The sequence below is a fragment of the Pseudooctadecabacter jejudonensis genome (assembly GCF_900172275.1).
Classification (GTDB): domain Bacteria; phylum Pseudomonadota; class Alphaproteobacteria; order Rhodobacterales; family Rhodobacteraceae; genus Octadecabacter; species Octadecabacter jejudonensis.
Window position 1 is genome coordinate 355,887 of sequence record NZ_FWFT01000002.1, and the last position, 15,770, is coordinate 371,656.

Here is a 15,770-nt window from a genome sequence, read left to right on the forward strand (position 1 = left end):
CAGTTCTATCGTCGGTTGCGGCTAGGATAGCGGCTTAAATCAGCGTCTCAATTATTACCTATGGGGAAAATCCGCGTAACTTTGCCAACTCGGCCTGAGGTGCGCCCTATTTGCATCACTTAAGGTCGGGGTGGCGCCCGATGAGACGCATAAACGGTCCTGCCCGCAGATAAGTCCCGGTCTCGTGCCGTGACCGTGTGCGGAGAACAGGCGTCGTAGACGACGCATCCGAGCGGCTTTCGCGCAAAACGATGTAAAGGCCCGAGGCGATGATGACACTTGCCCCGATCAACGTCATTGTGTCGATGGTTTCATTGAAAAACAGCGCGCCAAACACCGCCGCCCAAATGATTTGGCTGTATTGCATCGGCGCAATGATGGCAGCCTCCCCGATCTGATAGGCGGCGATGATGAACCGTCCCGCTGTCCATGCAAAAGCGGAAACCAAAGCGACGAGGCCCAAATGCTCAATCGGCATCGGTTCGTACACAAACGCCAAAGCCGCCCCCATCAGAACAAAATTCGCGACCAGCGGATACAGCAGTATGACCACGGGGCGTTCATCCGCACCAATGCGGCGCACAATGATGGATGCAAAGGATCCCCCGACTGCCGCGGCCAGCGCGGCAGCGTGGCCCAACGTCAGTTCGGTCGACCCTGGCCGCAGAACAATCAAAACCCCGCTAAGGCCAACAATCACCGCGATCCAACGGCGCAACCGCACTTTTTCCCCAAGGATCGGAATGGCAAGAATTGTGATCAACAAAGGCGCCGCAAACAAAATCGCATAGGTTTGCGCCAATGGCAGCACGGTGAAGGCGTAAAATGCACTTAACGCGGTGACAACGGCGGCAATCGTTCTTAGCGCCATCCACCACGGGTGAACCGGCAACAACGTCCCTGGCTTGGCGTCCCGCATCAACATGATCGTCGCCAGCGGAAAGCTGAATAAGACCGAAAAGAACACGATCTGAACTGGGGAATACTCCGCCCCCAGCGTTTTCACGAACACGTCGTGGGTGGCAAATATTCCAAATGACAAAAGCGCCAGAAGCGCTCCTTTTGCGTTGGGGGACATCGGTTTAGCCGCCTTGAGGTTTCGTGTTGCACCTTGCCTAACATCACCCTTTAGCGGTGACAAACGAAGCAATTGTTAATCCCAAAAGGTCTGCCTAGGGTGGCGGGATGAACACCCCGTCCCAATCTGTTATACTGTTCGGCGCCACCGGCACGATCGGCCGCGCCACGGCTGCGGCCTTGGTTGAGGCTGGCCATGCTGTGACATGTGTCACGCGTGCGGGATCCGACACAAATGGCCTGCCCGCTGGTGTCGCGGTTTTGGACATGAACCTGGATCAGATCGACGTGTCACAGCTGCAGGGGATCGACGCTGTCGTGTCATGCCTCGCGTCGCGAACGGGCACGCCGCAGGATGCGTGGGCGATTGATCATGATGCCCATCTTAGAATCCTCAAAGCCGCCCAAGCCGCTGGCATCAAACACTTCGTTCTGTTGTCTGCAATCTGCGTTCAGAAACCGAAACTGGCTTTCCAGAAGGCCAAACTGGCGTTTGAGAGTGCGTTGATCGACAGCGGGTTGACCTATTCCATCGTGCGGCCCACGGCGTTTTTCAAATCCCTCTCTGGTCAAGTGGACCGTGTTAAAAACGGACGCCCCTTTTTGATGTTCGGGGACGGCGAAAGAACAGCATGCAAGCCGATCAGCGACCGCGATTTAGGCCGATATGTGACCCTTTGCCTATCCGATCCGGACAAACAGAACGCCGTTTTACCAATCGGCGGACCCGGCCCGGCCCTGACCCCATTGATGCAAAGCACCCTCTTGGCCGAAGTCCTCGGCCAGCCCGTTCAAACCCGCAAAATGCCCCTGTGGGTCATGGACGGGATCATCGGGATGCTTAGGATCGTCGGGGTGTTCAGCCAAAGGGCGCGCGACAAGGCGGAACTTGCCAAAATTGGGCGATACTATGCCGCTGAGTCGATGCTCGTCCTGACCAACAACGGCTACGATGCAAGCCGTACACCGGAGTTTGGAACCGACACGCTGGCGGATCACTACCGTGCACTCGTCGCGGGGGACGTGGCCGCCGATCTTGGCGACCACGCTGTTTTCTAAGCCTTACAGGCTTGCGTCGAGGGCCGCGAGGATCGCGTCACCCATGCCAGAGGTGCTGACGGGGGTGGTGTCTTCGTCACCCAACAAATCACCAGTGCGGACACCATCAGCCAGAACCTTTTCAATGGCAGCTTCCAGACGCGTCGCCTCATCGCCTTGATCAAAGGAATACCGCAGCGCCATCGCAAAGCTCAGGATACAGGCAATCGGGTTTGCCTTGCCCTGCCCCATGATGTCGGGCGCGGACCCGTGCACGGGTTCGTACATCGCTTTGGGGCGACCATTGGCCATCGGCGCACCCAGCGACGCGGACGGCAGCATGCCCAAAGACCCCGTCAACATGGCCGCACAATCGGACAGGATGTCGCCAAACAGGTTGTCGGTGTAGATCACGTCAAACTGCTTGGGTGCGCGGACCAGCTGCATGGCGCCGTTGTCAGCATACATGTGGGACAGCTCAACTTCGGGGTAATCCTTGTGCACCTCGGTCACGACATCGCGCCACAGGATGCCGGATTCCATGACGTTGGCTTTTTCCATGGAACAGAGCTTTTTGTTCCGGCGCATCGCCATCTCAAAGGCCGCCCGGGCACCGCGTTCAATCTCGGCCTCGGTGTAGCGCTGGGTGTTCACACCGACGCGCATGTTGTCTTCCATATGGATCCCGCGGGGTTCACCGAAATAGACGCCGGACGTCAGTTCGCGCACGATCATGATGTCGAGGCCCGCAACAATGTCCTTTTTCAAAGACGAGAAATCGGCCAGCGCGTCAAAGCACTGTGCCGGACGCAAGTTGGCGAACAAATCCATTTCCTTGCGCAGACGCAGCAGGCCGCGTTCGGGCTTCACGCTGAAATCGAGATCGTCGTATTTGGGGCCACCCACGGCGCCCAGCAGAACGGCATCGACCTCTTGGGCTTTGGCCATTGTATCGTCGTGCAGCGGGGTGCCGTGTTTGTCGTAGGCCGCGCCCCCAACCAGGTCTTCGGACACGTCAAATACCAGGTCACGTTTGGCACCGAACCAATCGATGATACGGCGCACTTCAACCATGACTTCGGCACCGATGCCATCACCTGGCAGGATCAAAAGGGAGGGGTTCGACATGACGTTTTCCTTGGCTAAATCGCGTTGCCAAAGCGCCTAGCCCTTTGGGGGGCGAGGGTCAAGTTTCGCCATGAATTATTGGGGCAAAGCGATGTCGACCCAGACGAGACGGTGGGAGCCCGCGGCTATGACCATTGCGGCCATCGGTGCGTCTGGGGCAGGCCAGAACACCCCCGCGTCCACGACGGCAAGGTCACGGCTGGGCAAGACGTAGGACACGCGCAGATTGCCCGGGACGTCCCCCCTCCAATCCGCAGTATCCTGTGCGGCTGGCCCAAGGTGGGTCGCATCGGCAGCTTGGGCAGCACCGCGGCTGACAGGGCGCGGATCTTGGAGGGATCGATGGTGCAGCAGGTCGTGGATCACCTGCTGCGATCCCTCCCCATCGAAAGGATCGGCGTTGGCATTGCCAATAACGATCGGGTTGGCGGGGGTTGGGCCAAAATGACCGTTCAGCACGGCCGTCCACAGGCGAAGCTCGGCCGCGTTGCGCAACCCGTTGAAATCCTCAGGCCCGTCGAAAACGGGCGGGGTCGCGTCGAAGGCCAAAAGGGTGATCCGCCCTTTGCCCACGTCTATCGGAACCGACCAGTGCGCGGTGGAGGATGCGGGCAGCGTCTCAAACACATCTGGCGTGGGGAAAAGAGTACCATTCACCATGGGCAAGGCAGCGTCAGGGATGTCGCGCCATAAGGTGGCGGAGTAGTCCTGCACCGCATCCTGTTGGATTGGGTAATGGGAGAGAATGGCAAGGCCACCGTCGCCCAAGAACCGGCCATATCCAACAGCGTCGCGTGCGTCGCCAGTAAATCCGTCACCGTCAAGATCCAAACCCGTTTGGTGCCCTGCGTTGGGCACTGCGCTGAACTGGTGGGCATAGGGTTGATCCAACTGCGCCGCGAATGCTGAGAGAGCGGCCCCCGATCCGTCAAAATCGAAATCCGTCAGCACCAGAATATCCGGTGCCACCTGATTGATCACCGCAGTGATAGCGTCAATTTGGGGGTCGTCCCCTTTGCCGATATCGCGCAACAAAAGGGCGGGGCCTTCGCGGCTGAGGGGGGCGGCAAAGGTGGCGATCCGAAGAGTGTCAGCACCAGCAAATCCAGGCCAAAGCAGGCACAGGAGGACGGTCAGGCCGGCAGCCCGTCGTCCTCTTTTGCGTTCAGGTACGCGCGTTCCCGCTGATTGGAAATCATCTGCGCCACGCGGAGCATCGCAATCCCGCGCATAATCAGGCTGGAAGGGATGAAGGCCCATGCGGTCATCGTCCAAATCAACGTGTGTGTGTCCTGCAGTTGGATGGGGTTGAACACATCCGACGCAAGTTTCACCAATGCTGGGATCAAGAAGGGCAGCAAGAACCCTAATATAAGGTTAACCTGCCCGTCGCGTTCGAGCCGATGCACAACGTCCCCGCCTGCGGTGGGGTCAAACGTGGGCAGGTTCGTCCAGACGTTGAAACCACCGCGTTGGTTTGGCCAATTCTTAAGGCGCAGGGCGACCACGAACACGGCGAGGGACAACAGGGACACCAAATAGCTGAGCCCGGCGGCAATTCGCACATCATTGATCAATGTAACGTCAGCCTCGGGTGGGAGCATAAGCACAACCAGACGGACCGGCGAATAAGGAAAATCCATCGCGTCGGCCAGTGAGCCGCCAATGATCTGGAACAACGCCGTCAGTGTCGTCGGGTCGGTCGCGCCTTTGGCGATGACAGTCAACGCGACAACCGTAGCCGCAAGGCCGCCAAAGCGGATGCGGTTGAACGGCGGCGCATCGCGGAATTCGATCAGGCTGGGGGACGAGGAATTGTATTCAACAAAGGTAAACACACCCGCCACGATGCAGACCAGCGCCACAATCTGCGCTGTGTCCACAGATGTGTGCGCCAACACCAAAGCCGGCATCGCGATCATCAAAATCACCATGGCCGCCCGAAGGACGGCGCCAGAAAGACGCGAAATCACTGCCTTTTTTCCTTCATCTCGGTCGGATGCGATACGATGCCGCGCCCTTGTCCCGGTCTGATCCTGCCTGTTGTCGGCAGGTTGCCTCATAGTTGCCATAAATTTGCCTACATTCCATTAACGTCGCAAGTGACCTTAATCATGTGCCGCAAAATGAAGGCTGATTTGCGGCAATACTGGTGCGAGATTGCAACCATTCCGTAGCATTGAAACGGTGGTCACAATATCTAGGGGTTTCAAGCGATTGCGGCACTAATTCAGATTTACGAACCGTTAGGGCCTGCGGCAAAATTAAGGGGCACCCGAGGGCGCCCCTAATGGCAAATCTGCCAAATTCTGGTCAGATAAGGTTAAACCGGCACGATCAAACCCAAGGGCGTTGCGCCGAAACTTGGCCCTCAAACGCATCAATGGCCGCAGATTTTTCCATCGTCAGGCCGATGTCATCCAAGCCATTCATAAGGCAATGCTTCTTGAAGGGGTCCAGATCAAACGTGAAGGTTTCACCATCAGAAGACGTCACAGTCTGCGCCTCCAGATCCACCTCAATCCGTGCGTTTGCGCCTTTTTCTGCGTCCTTCATCAGCACATCGCGCTGATCTTCGGGCAGAACGATGGGCAGAATGCCGTTCTTGAAACAGTTATTGTAAAAGATGTCCGCGAAGGATGTGGAGATCACGCAGCGGATGCCGAAATCAGCGATTGCCCAAGGCGCATGTTCGCGGGAAGAGCCACAGCCGAAGTTGTCACCAGCGACGAGAATCGACGCCTCACGGTAAGCAGGCTGGTTCAGCACAAAATCAGGCAGTTCATTGCCCTGACGGTCATACCGCATTTCGTCAAAGAGGTTCACACCAAGGCCGGAACGTTTGATGGTTTTCAAAAACACCTTGGGGATGATCATATCGGTGTCGATGTTCACGAGCGGCATAGGCGCCGCGATGCCAGAGAGTTTGTCGAATTTTTGCATGTCATTTCCTCGTCGTGTGTTAACGGCGCTTTGTCGTCTCGTTAACGAAGGTAAAAGGGTAAGGCGCGATTTGGCGCGGTATGGTTTCCGTATGGTTTTGGTATGGCTTCCGTATGGCTAGGTCGTCTGGCGGCACTGCGGATGAAGAGTAAGCCCCTGATCTTGCGACATTTTCCTCAAATAGTTCAGAAAAGAGTTAAGATCGACTTCAAATGAGATGCTCTTGCCCGTCTGGGGGGCTGTCCGCGTCAGATCGGACGGGCGGGCTGTCTTGATTACCTTTCCCGTCGCAGCAGCCCCCGCAAAGGGACGTTTCCAGACTTTGGAGCGCGCCCAGCGACCGGGTTGGGTTGTGCCCTGAAGCGGACCGAGGATGCCGCGTGACGACATATCGCCCATCAGCGCCTCAGCCTGATCAAGATCGAGCCCAAGCTGACGGGCCAGCGAGAACACGGAGAAATTGACGCGGGATTGGGCGTGGTAGATCGCAGCGTGCAAGGCAGACGCCGGATAGGCCGCCTTGGTCGCGGCCCCCACAGCAACATTCGGAACCAAGGGCGCCGCAATCGCGCCGCCCAGCAGTTGCAAAAACCCGCGCCGTTTCATCACATCAGATCCCGCACATCGGTCAGCTTGCCAGTGACAGCCGCCGCGGCAGCCATCGCAGGAGACACAAGGTGCGTGCGCCCTTTGTACCCCTGTCGGCCTTCGAAGTTGCGGTTGGATGTGGACGCACAGCGTTCGCCTTCGGCCAACTGGTCGGGGTTCATCGCCAGACACATGGAACAGCCCGCCATACGCCATTCAAAGCCTGCGTCTTTGAAGATGTCGGCAAGACCTTCTTCCTCAGCTTGCGCACGCACAAGGCCGGAACCCGGCACGACCATCGCCCGCATCCCGTCTTTGACTTTCTTGCCTTTCAGGATTTCAGCTGCGGCGCGCAGGTCTTCGATACGGCCGTTGGTGCAGGACCCGATGAAGACCGTGTCGATTTCGATGTCGGTCAGTTTCTGACCGGCGCTGAGGCCCATGTAATCGATCGACCGCTGTGCGGCCTCAACCTTGCCGCCCTGAAAACTGTCGGGGCTGGGAACGGTCGCGGTGATGGGCAAGACATCCTCGGGCGAGGTGCCCCAAGTGACAGAGGGTGCGATATCTTCGCCCTTGAGCGTCACGACTTTGTCCCAATGGGCGTCGTCGTCAGAATAAAGCGTTTCCCACCACGCCTGCGCAGCTTCCCATTCGGCGCCTTTGGGGGCGTGGGGACGGCCTTTGCAGTAGTCGAACGTCTTCTGGTCCGGTGCGATCAGGCCCGCACGCGCGCCGCCCTCGATGGCCATGTTGCACACGGTCATGCGGCCTTCCATGGACAGGTCCTGGATGGCGGTGCCGCAATATTCGATGACATAGCCGGTGCCGCCCGCAGTGCCGGTTTCACCGATCACGGACATGGTGATGTCTTTCGCGGTGACGCCGGGGCGCAGGTGGCCGGTGATCTCGACCTTCATGTTCTTGGATTTCTTCTGGATCAACGTCTGGGTCGCCAGCACGTGTTCGACCTCGGACGTGCCGATGCCGTGGGCCAGCGCCCCAAAGGCACCATGGGTCGCGGTGTGGCTGTCACCGCACACAACGGTCATGCCGGGCAGTGTCCAGCCCTGTTCAGGGCCGACAATGTGCACGATCCCCTGACGGACATCGCTGACGGGATAGTAGTGGATACCAAATTCTTTGGCATTCTTGTCCAGCGCGTCCACCTGAATGCGGCTGTCCTCGGTCATGGTTTCGGCGTTGGCGCGGTCCAACGTGGTGGGCACGTTGTGATCCGGTACGGCGATGGTTTTCTCAGGCGCACGCACCTTGCGGCCGGCCATGCGGAGCCCTTCGAACGCCTGAGGGCTGGTCACTTCGTGGACCAGGTGTCGGTCGATATACAGCAGACAGGTGCCGTCTTCGGCCTCATGGGCGACGTGGGCATCCCAGATTTTATCATAAAGCGTTTTGGGGGACATATCGGTCCTCTCCCGTAGTTTGTTGGCGTAAGGAAATGAGATCTTGGCGCCCTGCGACAGCAAGGCGGCGGGCGTCATAGACGGGCGAGTACGGTGCATGTCGCACCATAAAAGCGCCAAGGCAGGCGCGCGCGGTCATCCATGTCGAACACTTGTGTCATAGGTGGCAGATATACGGTGCGACTGAGTCTCGCAAGTGGGATAGATCGCCCTATCTTCCCCACCAAAGGAGATCGCACATGCGTAAACTGCTTTCAGTGCTGGGAATTGGATTGGCAAGTATGGCAACAGCCCAAGACACACATCAGGACGGCTATTACGGCAAATATGAAACCCCAAGCTATACGGTGCAGGCCACGTTAGAGGGGGCGGAGGTCCGCCAGTATGCCCCACATCTGCTTGCGGTCGTTGCCGTGCGCGGGGATCGGCGCGGCGCGCTGAATAGAGGATTCCGTACTTTGGCGGGCTATATCTTTGGCGGCAATGAACAGGGCGCTTCGGTGTCCATGACGTCGCCTGTGACCCAGAAAGGGGCCGACCAATCAGCCTCCTCAGACATAGACGACATTTGGGAGGTCACCTTCATGATGCCCACCGAATTTAACCGAAGCACCCTGCCCGCCCCCAACAACCCCGCTGTGCGTTTTGTAGACGTCCCCGAACGCCGCATGCTGGTCGCCACCTTTACAGGGCGGGCCACGTCGTCCGTCCTCGAAGATCAGACCAACCGCTTGCGCGCTCTTGCGGCAAACCAAAACCTGACCCTCACGGGCGCTCCGACCTTCATGTTCTACGATGGTCCCGCCACCCTGCCGAACCGCCGCCGCAACGAAGTCGGCTTCGTTATTGACTGACGCCGCCGCCCCTTTCATCTGACCAGAAAAACTCAAATTCCGCAGAAGCAACAAGCGCCTCGAGACGGATAAGATGATCGGGCTGGGTCATGTTCGCCTCCGTGACTGATTCCGACAGATCACGCAGTTGGGGCCAACATAAATGAAATTGCTTCCTTTTTGGGGGGCTTGCTTGAACCAAACCGGTGACAGGGGCATTGTGCCTTTATGGCGAACCATGACCTTGACCCTCAAGACCAACCCGAAACGCCAGCAGAGCAAAGCAGCCTGCCGCCCGAGGCCGCGCAGGAGATCGAGACATCGGGTCAGGCCGGGGCTGAGGCCGCCCTTGAGCAGATTGCAGAAGTGGGGCAATCCTTGGCGACCCAAGGTCTGACCTTTCTGGAAACGTTGATCCGACCTTGGAATTTCTATCAGCTGCTAATCGCCCTTGGGGCGTATTTGGCATCTTTGATCCTGCGGCGGTGGCTTGCGCCCAAACTGCATGAATGGCTGCGGTCCCGCGAGGGTTGGCCGAAATGGCGTTTGCGTATCGCCTTGGTCGTCCACAAACGGCTGGGCGGTATCCTGTTTGTCGCGCTGATTTGGGTGATCGTTGTAACGATGCAGGCCGTCACCTGGCCGTCACGATCTTATTTGTTGGGCCTCATTGCGACGTTGGCGACGGCTTGGCTGTTTGTTGCCTTCGCCACGCGTCTGATTGGCAATCCTTTTTTGCGAACCCTCGTACGATACGGCGCGTGGGTGTATGTGACGTTGAACATCATCGGCATCACCGATGAGATGGAACGCCTTCTGGACAGTATCGCGATTGAACTGGGCGACACCCGCATTTCGATCTGGCTGGTTCTGCAGGCGGTGTTCATTCTTGGCGTCTTCTTTTTTGTTGCGCGCTTTTTGTCGACGACCACGTCAGCACGCATTCAGCGCAATGAGGACATCAGTCCGTCCATGCAGGTGTTGGCCGTCAAGTTCCTGCAGGTGCTTCTTTATGGTGCCGCGTTCTTTATCGGGCTGCGAGCAGTGGGCTTTGATCTGACCGGGCTTGCGGTGCTGTCAGGTGCGATTGGCGTGGGCCTTGGCTTTGGTCTGCAAAAGGTCGTGTCGAACCTGGTCTCAGGCGTTATCATCTTGCTGGATAAGTCCATCAAACCCGGGGACGTCATTACCGTCGGATCGACCTTTGGATGGATCAACAGCCTTGGCGCGCGCTACGTCAGCATCACCACACGGGACGGGCGTGAGTATCTGATCCCGAACGAGGATCTGATTACGACCCAAGTGGTGAACTGGTCCCACTCCAACGATTTTGTGCGGCTGGATATCTATTTTGGCACTGCCTATGGGGACAACCCGCATGAGGTGCGCAAACTGGCGATTGAGGCCGCGACGTCCGTGGATCGCGTTCTGGAGTTTCGGCCACCGGTTTGTCACATCGTGGGCTTTGGGGATTCGTCGGTGGATTACATTCTGCGGTTCTGGATCAAGGATCCGACAGGCGGACTGACGAACATTCGCGGCAATGTATATCTGGCCTTGTGGGATGCATTTGAGGCGCACGGCATTTCCATCCCGTTCCCTCAGCGAGAGGTGAAAGTGCTGGAAGGGTCCGAATTGGCGCACAAAGCGCTGGACTAGGGATCGTCTTGTGACATGTGTTGAATTGGTGCGGGTGCGTTGCTAGGTTAGGGCATGCCCAGCGCCAGGGTCATGGTGGCGTATTTTAAGGAGGACAATGCACTGTCTTTATCCACTGGGGCAGCCCCTGCTGCCAACGCTGCGATGACCACGCAGACCCCAACCGCGGACAGCACGCTGGCGGCTGTTCTGAAATCCCTAGATGATGACAAAGCCGAAGACATCGTGCAGATCGATCTGCGCGGCAAGTCGGAGATGGGCGATCATATGGTGATCGCGTCGGGCCGATCGTCACGTCAAGTGTCGTCGATGGCTGAAAAGCTGACCGATCGTCTGAAGCAGACCTATGGCATCCTGAGCAAGGTTGAGGGCAAGACCACGGGCGACTGGGTTTTGATCGACACAGGCGATGTGGTTGTGCATCTGTTCCGGCCGGAAGTGCGTGAGTTTTACCAGCTCGAAAAGATGTGGCTGGACCCTGACGAGGCCGCGAAAGCGGATTGATGCGGGTCACCCTGTGCGTTGTAGGCCGTCTGCGTGCGGGGCCGGAACGCGATTTAATCGACGACTATGTGATGCGGTTTGACCGGACCGGCCGCGGCCTTGGCCTTGGTCCGTTGGATGTGCGCGAGGTGGACGGAAAGGGCGGCGGTATGGCCGCTGAGGCGGCATTGTTGCGGCGGGCTCTTCCAGCCGGTGCGGCTGTCATCGCTTTGGACGAACGCGGATCGGTCAAATCATCACCTGCATTTGCGGCAGATCTTGCGCGTTGGCGTGATGACGGACGCCAGGATCTGGCGTTTGTCATTGGTGGTGCGGATGGCATTGATCCGGCCCTGCGGGCAGACTGCGACGGGGCGCTGTCCTTTGGCAAAATGGTGTGGCCGCATATGTTGGTGCGGGTGATGCTGGCAGAGCAGCTGTATCGTGCGGCCAGTATTTTGGCGGGGTCGCCCTATCATCGGGTGTAGCAGTGCATATTTTTGAAACAGCGAAACGGGGGCGGTTTCGTCTGTCTGGCGGGTGGGGTATGAGGGCTGCGATGTTGTTAGGGAGCTTTAAATGACCGCACCGAAGCCTGTTGTACTTTGTATACTTGATGGATGGGGCAAGCGCACCGAGACACGTGGCAATGCGCCCGCATTGGCCGCGACGCCCAATTTTGACCGTGTGATGCAGGGACCGAATGCGGAATTGATCACCCATGGCCCGGATGTTGGGCTGCCCAAGGGGCAGATGGGCAATTCAGAGGTGGGCCATACCAACATCGGCGCGGGGCGCGTTGTGGCGATGGACCTTGGTGCGATTGATTTGGCGATTGAGGACGGCTCGTTTTTTGAAAACGATGCGCTGGTTGCTTGGTGTGACCAGTTGGCGTCGCGTGGTGGGGTCGCCCACATCATGGGGCTGGTCAGTGATGGAGGTGTGCACGGACATATCGACCACATTCAGGCCGCGCTGAAGGCTGTGACGGACCGTGGATTGCCTGTCGTGCTGCATGCCATCACCGATGGACGCGATGTGGCGCCGAAATCCGGCGTTGGGTTTCTTCGGGATCTGGTGGAGAGGATGCCTGAGGGCGTCACGATTGGATCTGTCACCGGGCGCTACTATGCGATGGACCGCGACAACCGATGGGAGCGGGTCGAAACCGCATATGCGGCGATGGTCCGTGGTGAAGGGCCCCGTGGCGACAGTGCGGCAGAGGTCGTTGAGGCTGCCTATGCGGAGGGCGTGACGGATGAATTTGTGCCCGCCACAGTCCTGGGGGATTACGCGGGGATGACAAGCGACGACGGTCTGTTTTGCCTCAACTTCCGCGCAGACCGCGCGCGGGAGATTTTGGCAGCCATGGGCGCGCCGGACTTTGACGGGTTTACCATCGACGGACGGCCAGATTTGGATCTGTTGGGCATGGTCGATTATTCGACAGCCCACAATGCCTATATGACGACGTGCTATCCCAAACAGGAGATCACCAACACCCTGGGCGCATGGGTGGCCCGGCAGGGCCTACGACAGTTCCGCGTGGCGGAGACGGAAAAGTACCCCCATGTGACGTTCTTTCTCAATGGCGGGGTAGAGACGCCAGAGACCGGTGAGGACCGATATATGGCGGCGTCTCCCAAGGTGGCGACCTATGACTTGCAGCCCGAGATGTCGGCGGCAGAGGTGGCGGAGGCCTTCGTGGGTGCGATCAAGGACCAGTATGATCTGATCGTGTGCAATTTTGCCAATCCTGACATGGTTGGCCACACCGGCGATCTGAGTGCGGCCATCGCGGCCTGTGAGGCGGTGGATGCAGGATTGGGCCGCGTGCTGGATGCGTTGGATGCCGTGGGCGGGGCCATGATCGTCACGGCCGATCACGGCAACTGCGAAACGATGATTGACCCTGAAACTGGCGGGCCACACACAGCGCACACCATCAACCCTGTGCCTGTGGCGTTGGTGGGGGGCCCAGAAGGGGCCCAATTGCAAAATGGAAGGTTGGCGGATTTAGCGCCGACGTTGCTGGCACTGATGAACGTGGCCAAGCCCGACGAGATGACAGGTGTGTCGCTGATTTCGTGAGGGGGCTGGCCGTCATATGCGCCCTGATCACGGGGCCTGTCTGGGCGCAATCTCCGGCAGATGATGCGCAGGCGGCGGCTGTTCGGCTGGGCGAGGCGCGGGTGGCGCTGGATGCGGCGGATGGACGGTCTGATCGGGTGGCGGCGTTGACGCAAACCGTTCAGGCCTACGAAGACGGGTTGGCCGCTTTGCGGGACGGTTTGCGCCGCGCAGCGATCCGGCAGCGCACGTTGGAAACGGATTTGGCATCACGGTCGGAGGAGGTCGCGCGGCTGTTGGGGGTGTTGCAGACCATGGAACGCTCCCCCGCGCCGATTTTGCTGTTGCACCCAAATGGGCCCACGGGCACGGCGCGGTCCGGCATGATGTTGGCGGATGTGACACCGGCCTTGCAGGACCGTGTGGTCGCATTGCGCGCGCAACTGGAAGAACTGGCGGTGCTACAAGGATTGCAGGGCGATGCGCTGACGATTCTGGCCGACGGGCTGCAAGGCGCGCAGGACGCGCGCGCGGCCCTGAGCAAAGCCATCGCTGACCGTACCGATTTGCCCAGCCGTTTTGCTGAAGATCCGGTGCAGACCGCGCTGCTGCTGGCGAGTTCTGAGACGTTGGAGGCGTTTGCCAGTGGGCTGGTCGAAACACAGACCGGCAGTGGGCCGGATGCAGCCACGGTGAAGGGGGCGATCCCGCTTCCTGTCGAAGGTCAGGTGCTGCGCGGGTTCAACGAGGCCGATGCGGCCGGTATCGCGCGACCCGGGTTCGTGATTGCCACGCGACCACGGGCGTTGGTCACCACGCCGGTGCCTGCAACCGTGCGTTATGCCGGCCCGCTGCTGGACTATGGCAATGTGATGATCCTTGAACCGGCCAAGGATGTGCTTTGGGTTCTGGCCGGACTGGAACAGGTGTTTGGTGAGGTGGGACAGATTGTCCCAGAGGGCACTCCTGTGGGGATAATGGGGGGGCAATCACCCTCTGCTCAAGGGATTTTGACCGAAAGCGGGCAGGGTTCCGCCGGTCAGCGAAGTGAAACGCTTTATCTTGAGGTCAGAGACAGGCAGAGTGCCGTGAACCCCGCGGAGTGGTTCGCCGTAGAATAGGAACCCCGCGGGATATATTTTGAGGATTGGGAGCGAGTGATGAAGAAGTTTGCAATGGCCGCCGTGGGTGGCGTTTTGTTAGGGGCCGTGGCCACCACGCAAGTGGCGGGCCCGTTGGTCGCGCAAGAGGCGCAGAGCAATGCCAGCGTTTATGAACAACTGGATCTGTTTGGCGATATTTTTGAACGCATCCGTGCGCAATACGTCGAGGAAGTCGATGAGGCCGCGTTGATCGAAGCCGCGATTGACGGGATGCTGACGTCGCTTGATCCGCATTCCAGCTATCTGTCGCCCGAAGACGCCGCGGACATGCGCGAAGCGACACGGGGTGAATTTGGCGGCCTTGGGATTGAGGTGACGCAAGAAGAAGGCTTTGTGAAGGTCGTGTCACCTATCGACGGCACGCCAGCGTCCGAGGCAGGCATCGAAGCCGGCGATTTCATCACAGCCGTGGACGGGGAAAACCTGTTGGGGCTGACGCTGGATGAGGCGGTTGAGTTGATGCGCGGGCCTGTCGGGTCAGAGATTCTGATCACCGTGGTGCGCGAAGGTGTCGACCAGCCATTTGATGTGTCGATTATCCGCGACACCATCAAACTGACAGCGGTGCGCAGCCGTGTTGAGGGCGAAACCGTTGTGCTGCGTCTGGTGACATTCAGCGACCAGACCTACCCCAGTCTTGAAGAACAACTGGCCGAGCAGGTGGCCGAGGCGGGCGGCATGGACAACGTCAACGGCTTTGTCATCGACCTGCGTAACAATCCGGGCGGTTTGCTTAACCAAGCGATTGCGGTCAGTGACGCGTTTCTGGACGCTGGCGAAATCACGTCAACCCGTGGGCGCGATGCGTCCGACGGGCAGCGCTGGAACGCACGTGAGGGCGATCTGGCCGAAGGCAAGCCCATCGTGGTGTTGATCAACGGTGGGTCCGCGTCGGCATCAGAGATTGTCGCCGGTGCCTTGCAAGACCACCAACGTGCCATTGTCGTGGGCACCAATTCCTTCGGGAAAGGGTCTGTACAGACGGTCATGCCCCTGCGCGGCGACAGCGCCATGCGCCTGACGACGGCGCGGTATTACACGCCATCGGGCCGGTCCATCCAGGCGCTGGGCATTTCGCCCAACATCATCGTGGAACAACCCCGCCGTGACCCCAACGCTGAGGCCACCGAGGAGGACGAGGATGCAGGGTTCATCCGGTCCGAGGCGGACCTGCGCGGTTCGCTTGAAAACGACAGCCTGTCCGAGGACGAGATCGAACAGATCGAGGCGGATCGGGCGCGCGCCGAAGATGCCGCTGCACTGCGCGAAGAGGATTACCAATTGGCCTATGCCATCGACATCCTCAAAGGGCTGAGCGCGCTGGCACCGCAGCAGTAAAATTGCACTTACGAATTTCACGCCGC

Annotated in this window: 15 protein-coding genes; 8 read left to right on the forward strand and 7 right to left on the reverse strand. The window is 59.1% G+C overall.

All coding sequences use genetic code 11. The annotated features are described in order from the left end of the window. Positions 1 to 115: 115 nt before the first annotated feature. Positions 116 to 1,078 carry a DMT family transporter gene (locus PSJ8397_RS06845; protein ID WP_085863844.1) on the reverse strand — a complete coding sequence of 321 codons (963 nt, stop codon included), beginning with the start codon at positions 1,076 to 1,078 and terminating at the stop codon, positions 116 to 118. A gap of 107 nt (positions 1,079 to 1,185) precedes the next feature. Between PSJ8397_RS06845 and PSJ8397_RS06850 the strand changes: the two genes are divergently transcribed. Next, a complete protein-coding gene (locus tag PSJ8397_RS06850; protein ID WP_085863845.1) occupies positions 1,186 to 2,136 on the forward strand; it encodes an NAD(P)H-binding protein in 951 nt (316 codons plus the stop codon). Positions 2,137 to 2,139: 3 nt separating this feature from the next. On the opposite strand, the gene leuB is transcribed toward PSJ8397_RS06850, so the two are convergent. The 6 genes from leuB to leuC form a co-directional block, all read right to left on the reverse strand. Beyond that, on the reverse strand, positions 2,140 to 3,243 hold the full coding sequence (leuB, locus tag PSJ8397_RS06855; RefSeq protein WP_085863846.1) for a 3-isopropylmalate dehydrogenase: 1,104 nt from the start codon (positions 3,241 to 3,243) through the stop codon (positions 2,140 to 2,142). 75 nt (positions 3,244 to 3,318) lie between these two features. Beyond that, positions 3,319 to 4,278: an endonuclease/exonuclease/phosphatase family protein gene (locus PSJ8397_RS06860; protein WP_235000651.1), complete on the reverse strand. Its 960-nt coding sequence runs from the start codon at positions 4,276 to 4,278 to the stop codon at positions 3,319 to 3,321. Positions 4,279 to 4,376: 98 nt separating this feature from the next. After that, on the reverse strand, positions 4,377 to 5,216 hold the full coding sequence (locus PSJ8397_RS06865) for a hypothetical protein (RefSeq protein WP_085863847.1): 840 nt from the start codon (positions 5,214 to 5,216) through the stop codon (positions 4,377 to 4,379). Positions 5,217 to 5,580: 364 nt separating this feature from the next. Further along, complete coding sequence (gene leuD, locus PSJ8397_RS06870) at positions 5,581 to 6,186, reverse strand: 3-isopropylmalate dehydratase small subunit (RefSeq protein WP_085863848.1); 606 nt, start codon at positions 6,184 to 6,186, stop codon at positions 5,581 to 5,583. 117 nt (positions 6,187 to 6,303) lie between these two features. After that, the gene (locus PSJ8397_RS06875; RefSeq protein WP_143515391.1) at positions 6,304 to 6,795 is read right to left on the reverse strand and encodes a hypothetical protein; all 492 of its coding nucleotides are present in this window, start codon (positions 6,793 to 6,795) and stop codon (positions 6,304 to 6,306) included. Next, entirely contained in the window at positions 6,792 to 8,198 is a 1,407-nt protein-coding gene (leuC, locus tag PSJ8397_RS06880; protein ID WP_085863850.1) for a 3-isopropylmalate dehydratase large subunit, read from the reverse strand. Before leuC ends, PSJ8397_RS06875 begins: the two co-directional genes overlap by 4 nt. 239 nt (positions 8,199 to 8,437) lie before the next feature. Here leuC and PSJ8397_RS06885 point away from each other — a divergent pair, with 239 nt between their 5' ends. From PSJ8397_RS06885 to PSJ8397_RS06915, 7 genes are all read left to right on the forward strand, one after another. Further along, on the forward strand, positions 8,438 to 9,052 hold the full coding sequence (locus tag PSJ8397_RS06885) for an SOUL family heme-binding protein (RefSeq protein WP_235000607.1): 615 nt from the start codon (positions 8,438 to 8,440) through the stop codon (positions 9,050 to 9,052). 207 nt (positions 9,053 to 9,259) lie between these two features. Next, positions 9,260 to 10,690, forward strand: a complete 1,431-nt coding sequence (locus tag PSJ8397_RS06890; RefSeq protein ID WP_085863851.1) for a mechanosensitive ion channel family protein — start codon at positions 9,260 to 9,262, stop codon at positions 10,688 to 10,690. Between the two features lie 54 nt (positions 10,691 to 10,744). Further along, entirely contained in the window at positions 10,745 to 11,194 is a 450-nt protein-coding gene (gene rsfS, locus PSJ8397_RS06895) for a ribosome silencing factor (RefSeq protein ID WP_200811291.1), read from the forward strand. Next, on the forward strand, positions 11,194 to 11,661 hold the full coding sequence (gene rlmH, locus PSJ8397_RS06900; protein ID WP_085863852.1) for a 23S rRNA (pseudouridine(1915)-N(3))-methyltransferase RlmH: 468 nt from the start codon (positions 11,194 to 11,196) through the stop codon (positions 11,659 to 11,661). Before rsfS ends, rlmH begins: the two co-directional genes overlap by 1 nt. Positions 11,662 to 11,752: 91 nt before the next feature. After that, positions 11,753 to 13,264: a 2,3-bisphosphoglycerate-independent phosphoglycerate mutase gene (gene gpmI / locus PSJ8397_RS06905; protein ID WP_085863853.1), complete on the forward strand. Its 1,512-nt coding sequence runs from the start codon at positions 11,753 to 11,755 to the stop codon at positions 13,262 to 13,264. Beyond that, positions 13,261 to 14,364, forward strand: coding sequence for a murein hydrolase activator EnvC family protein (locus tag PSJ8397_RS06910; RefSeq protein ID WP_085863854.1), 1,104 nt, complete (start codon positions 13,261 to 13,263; stop codon positions 14,362 to 14,364). The genes gpmI and PSJ8397_RS06910 overlap by 4 nt, the downstream gene beginning before the upstream one ends. A 39-nt stretch (positions 14,365 to 14,403) precedes the next feature. After that, on the forward strand, positions 14,404 to 15,744 hold the full coding sequence (locus tag PSJ8397_RS06915) for a S41 family peptidase (protein ID WP_085863855.1): 1,341 nt from the start codon (positions 14,404 to 14,406) through the stop codon (positions 15,742 to 15,744). Positions 15,745 to 15,770: the final 26 nt, after the last annotated feature.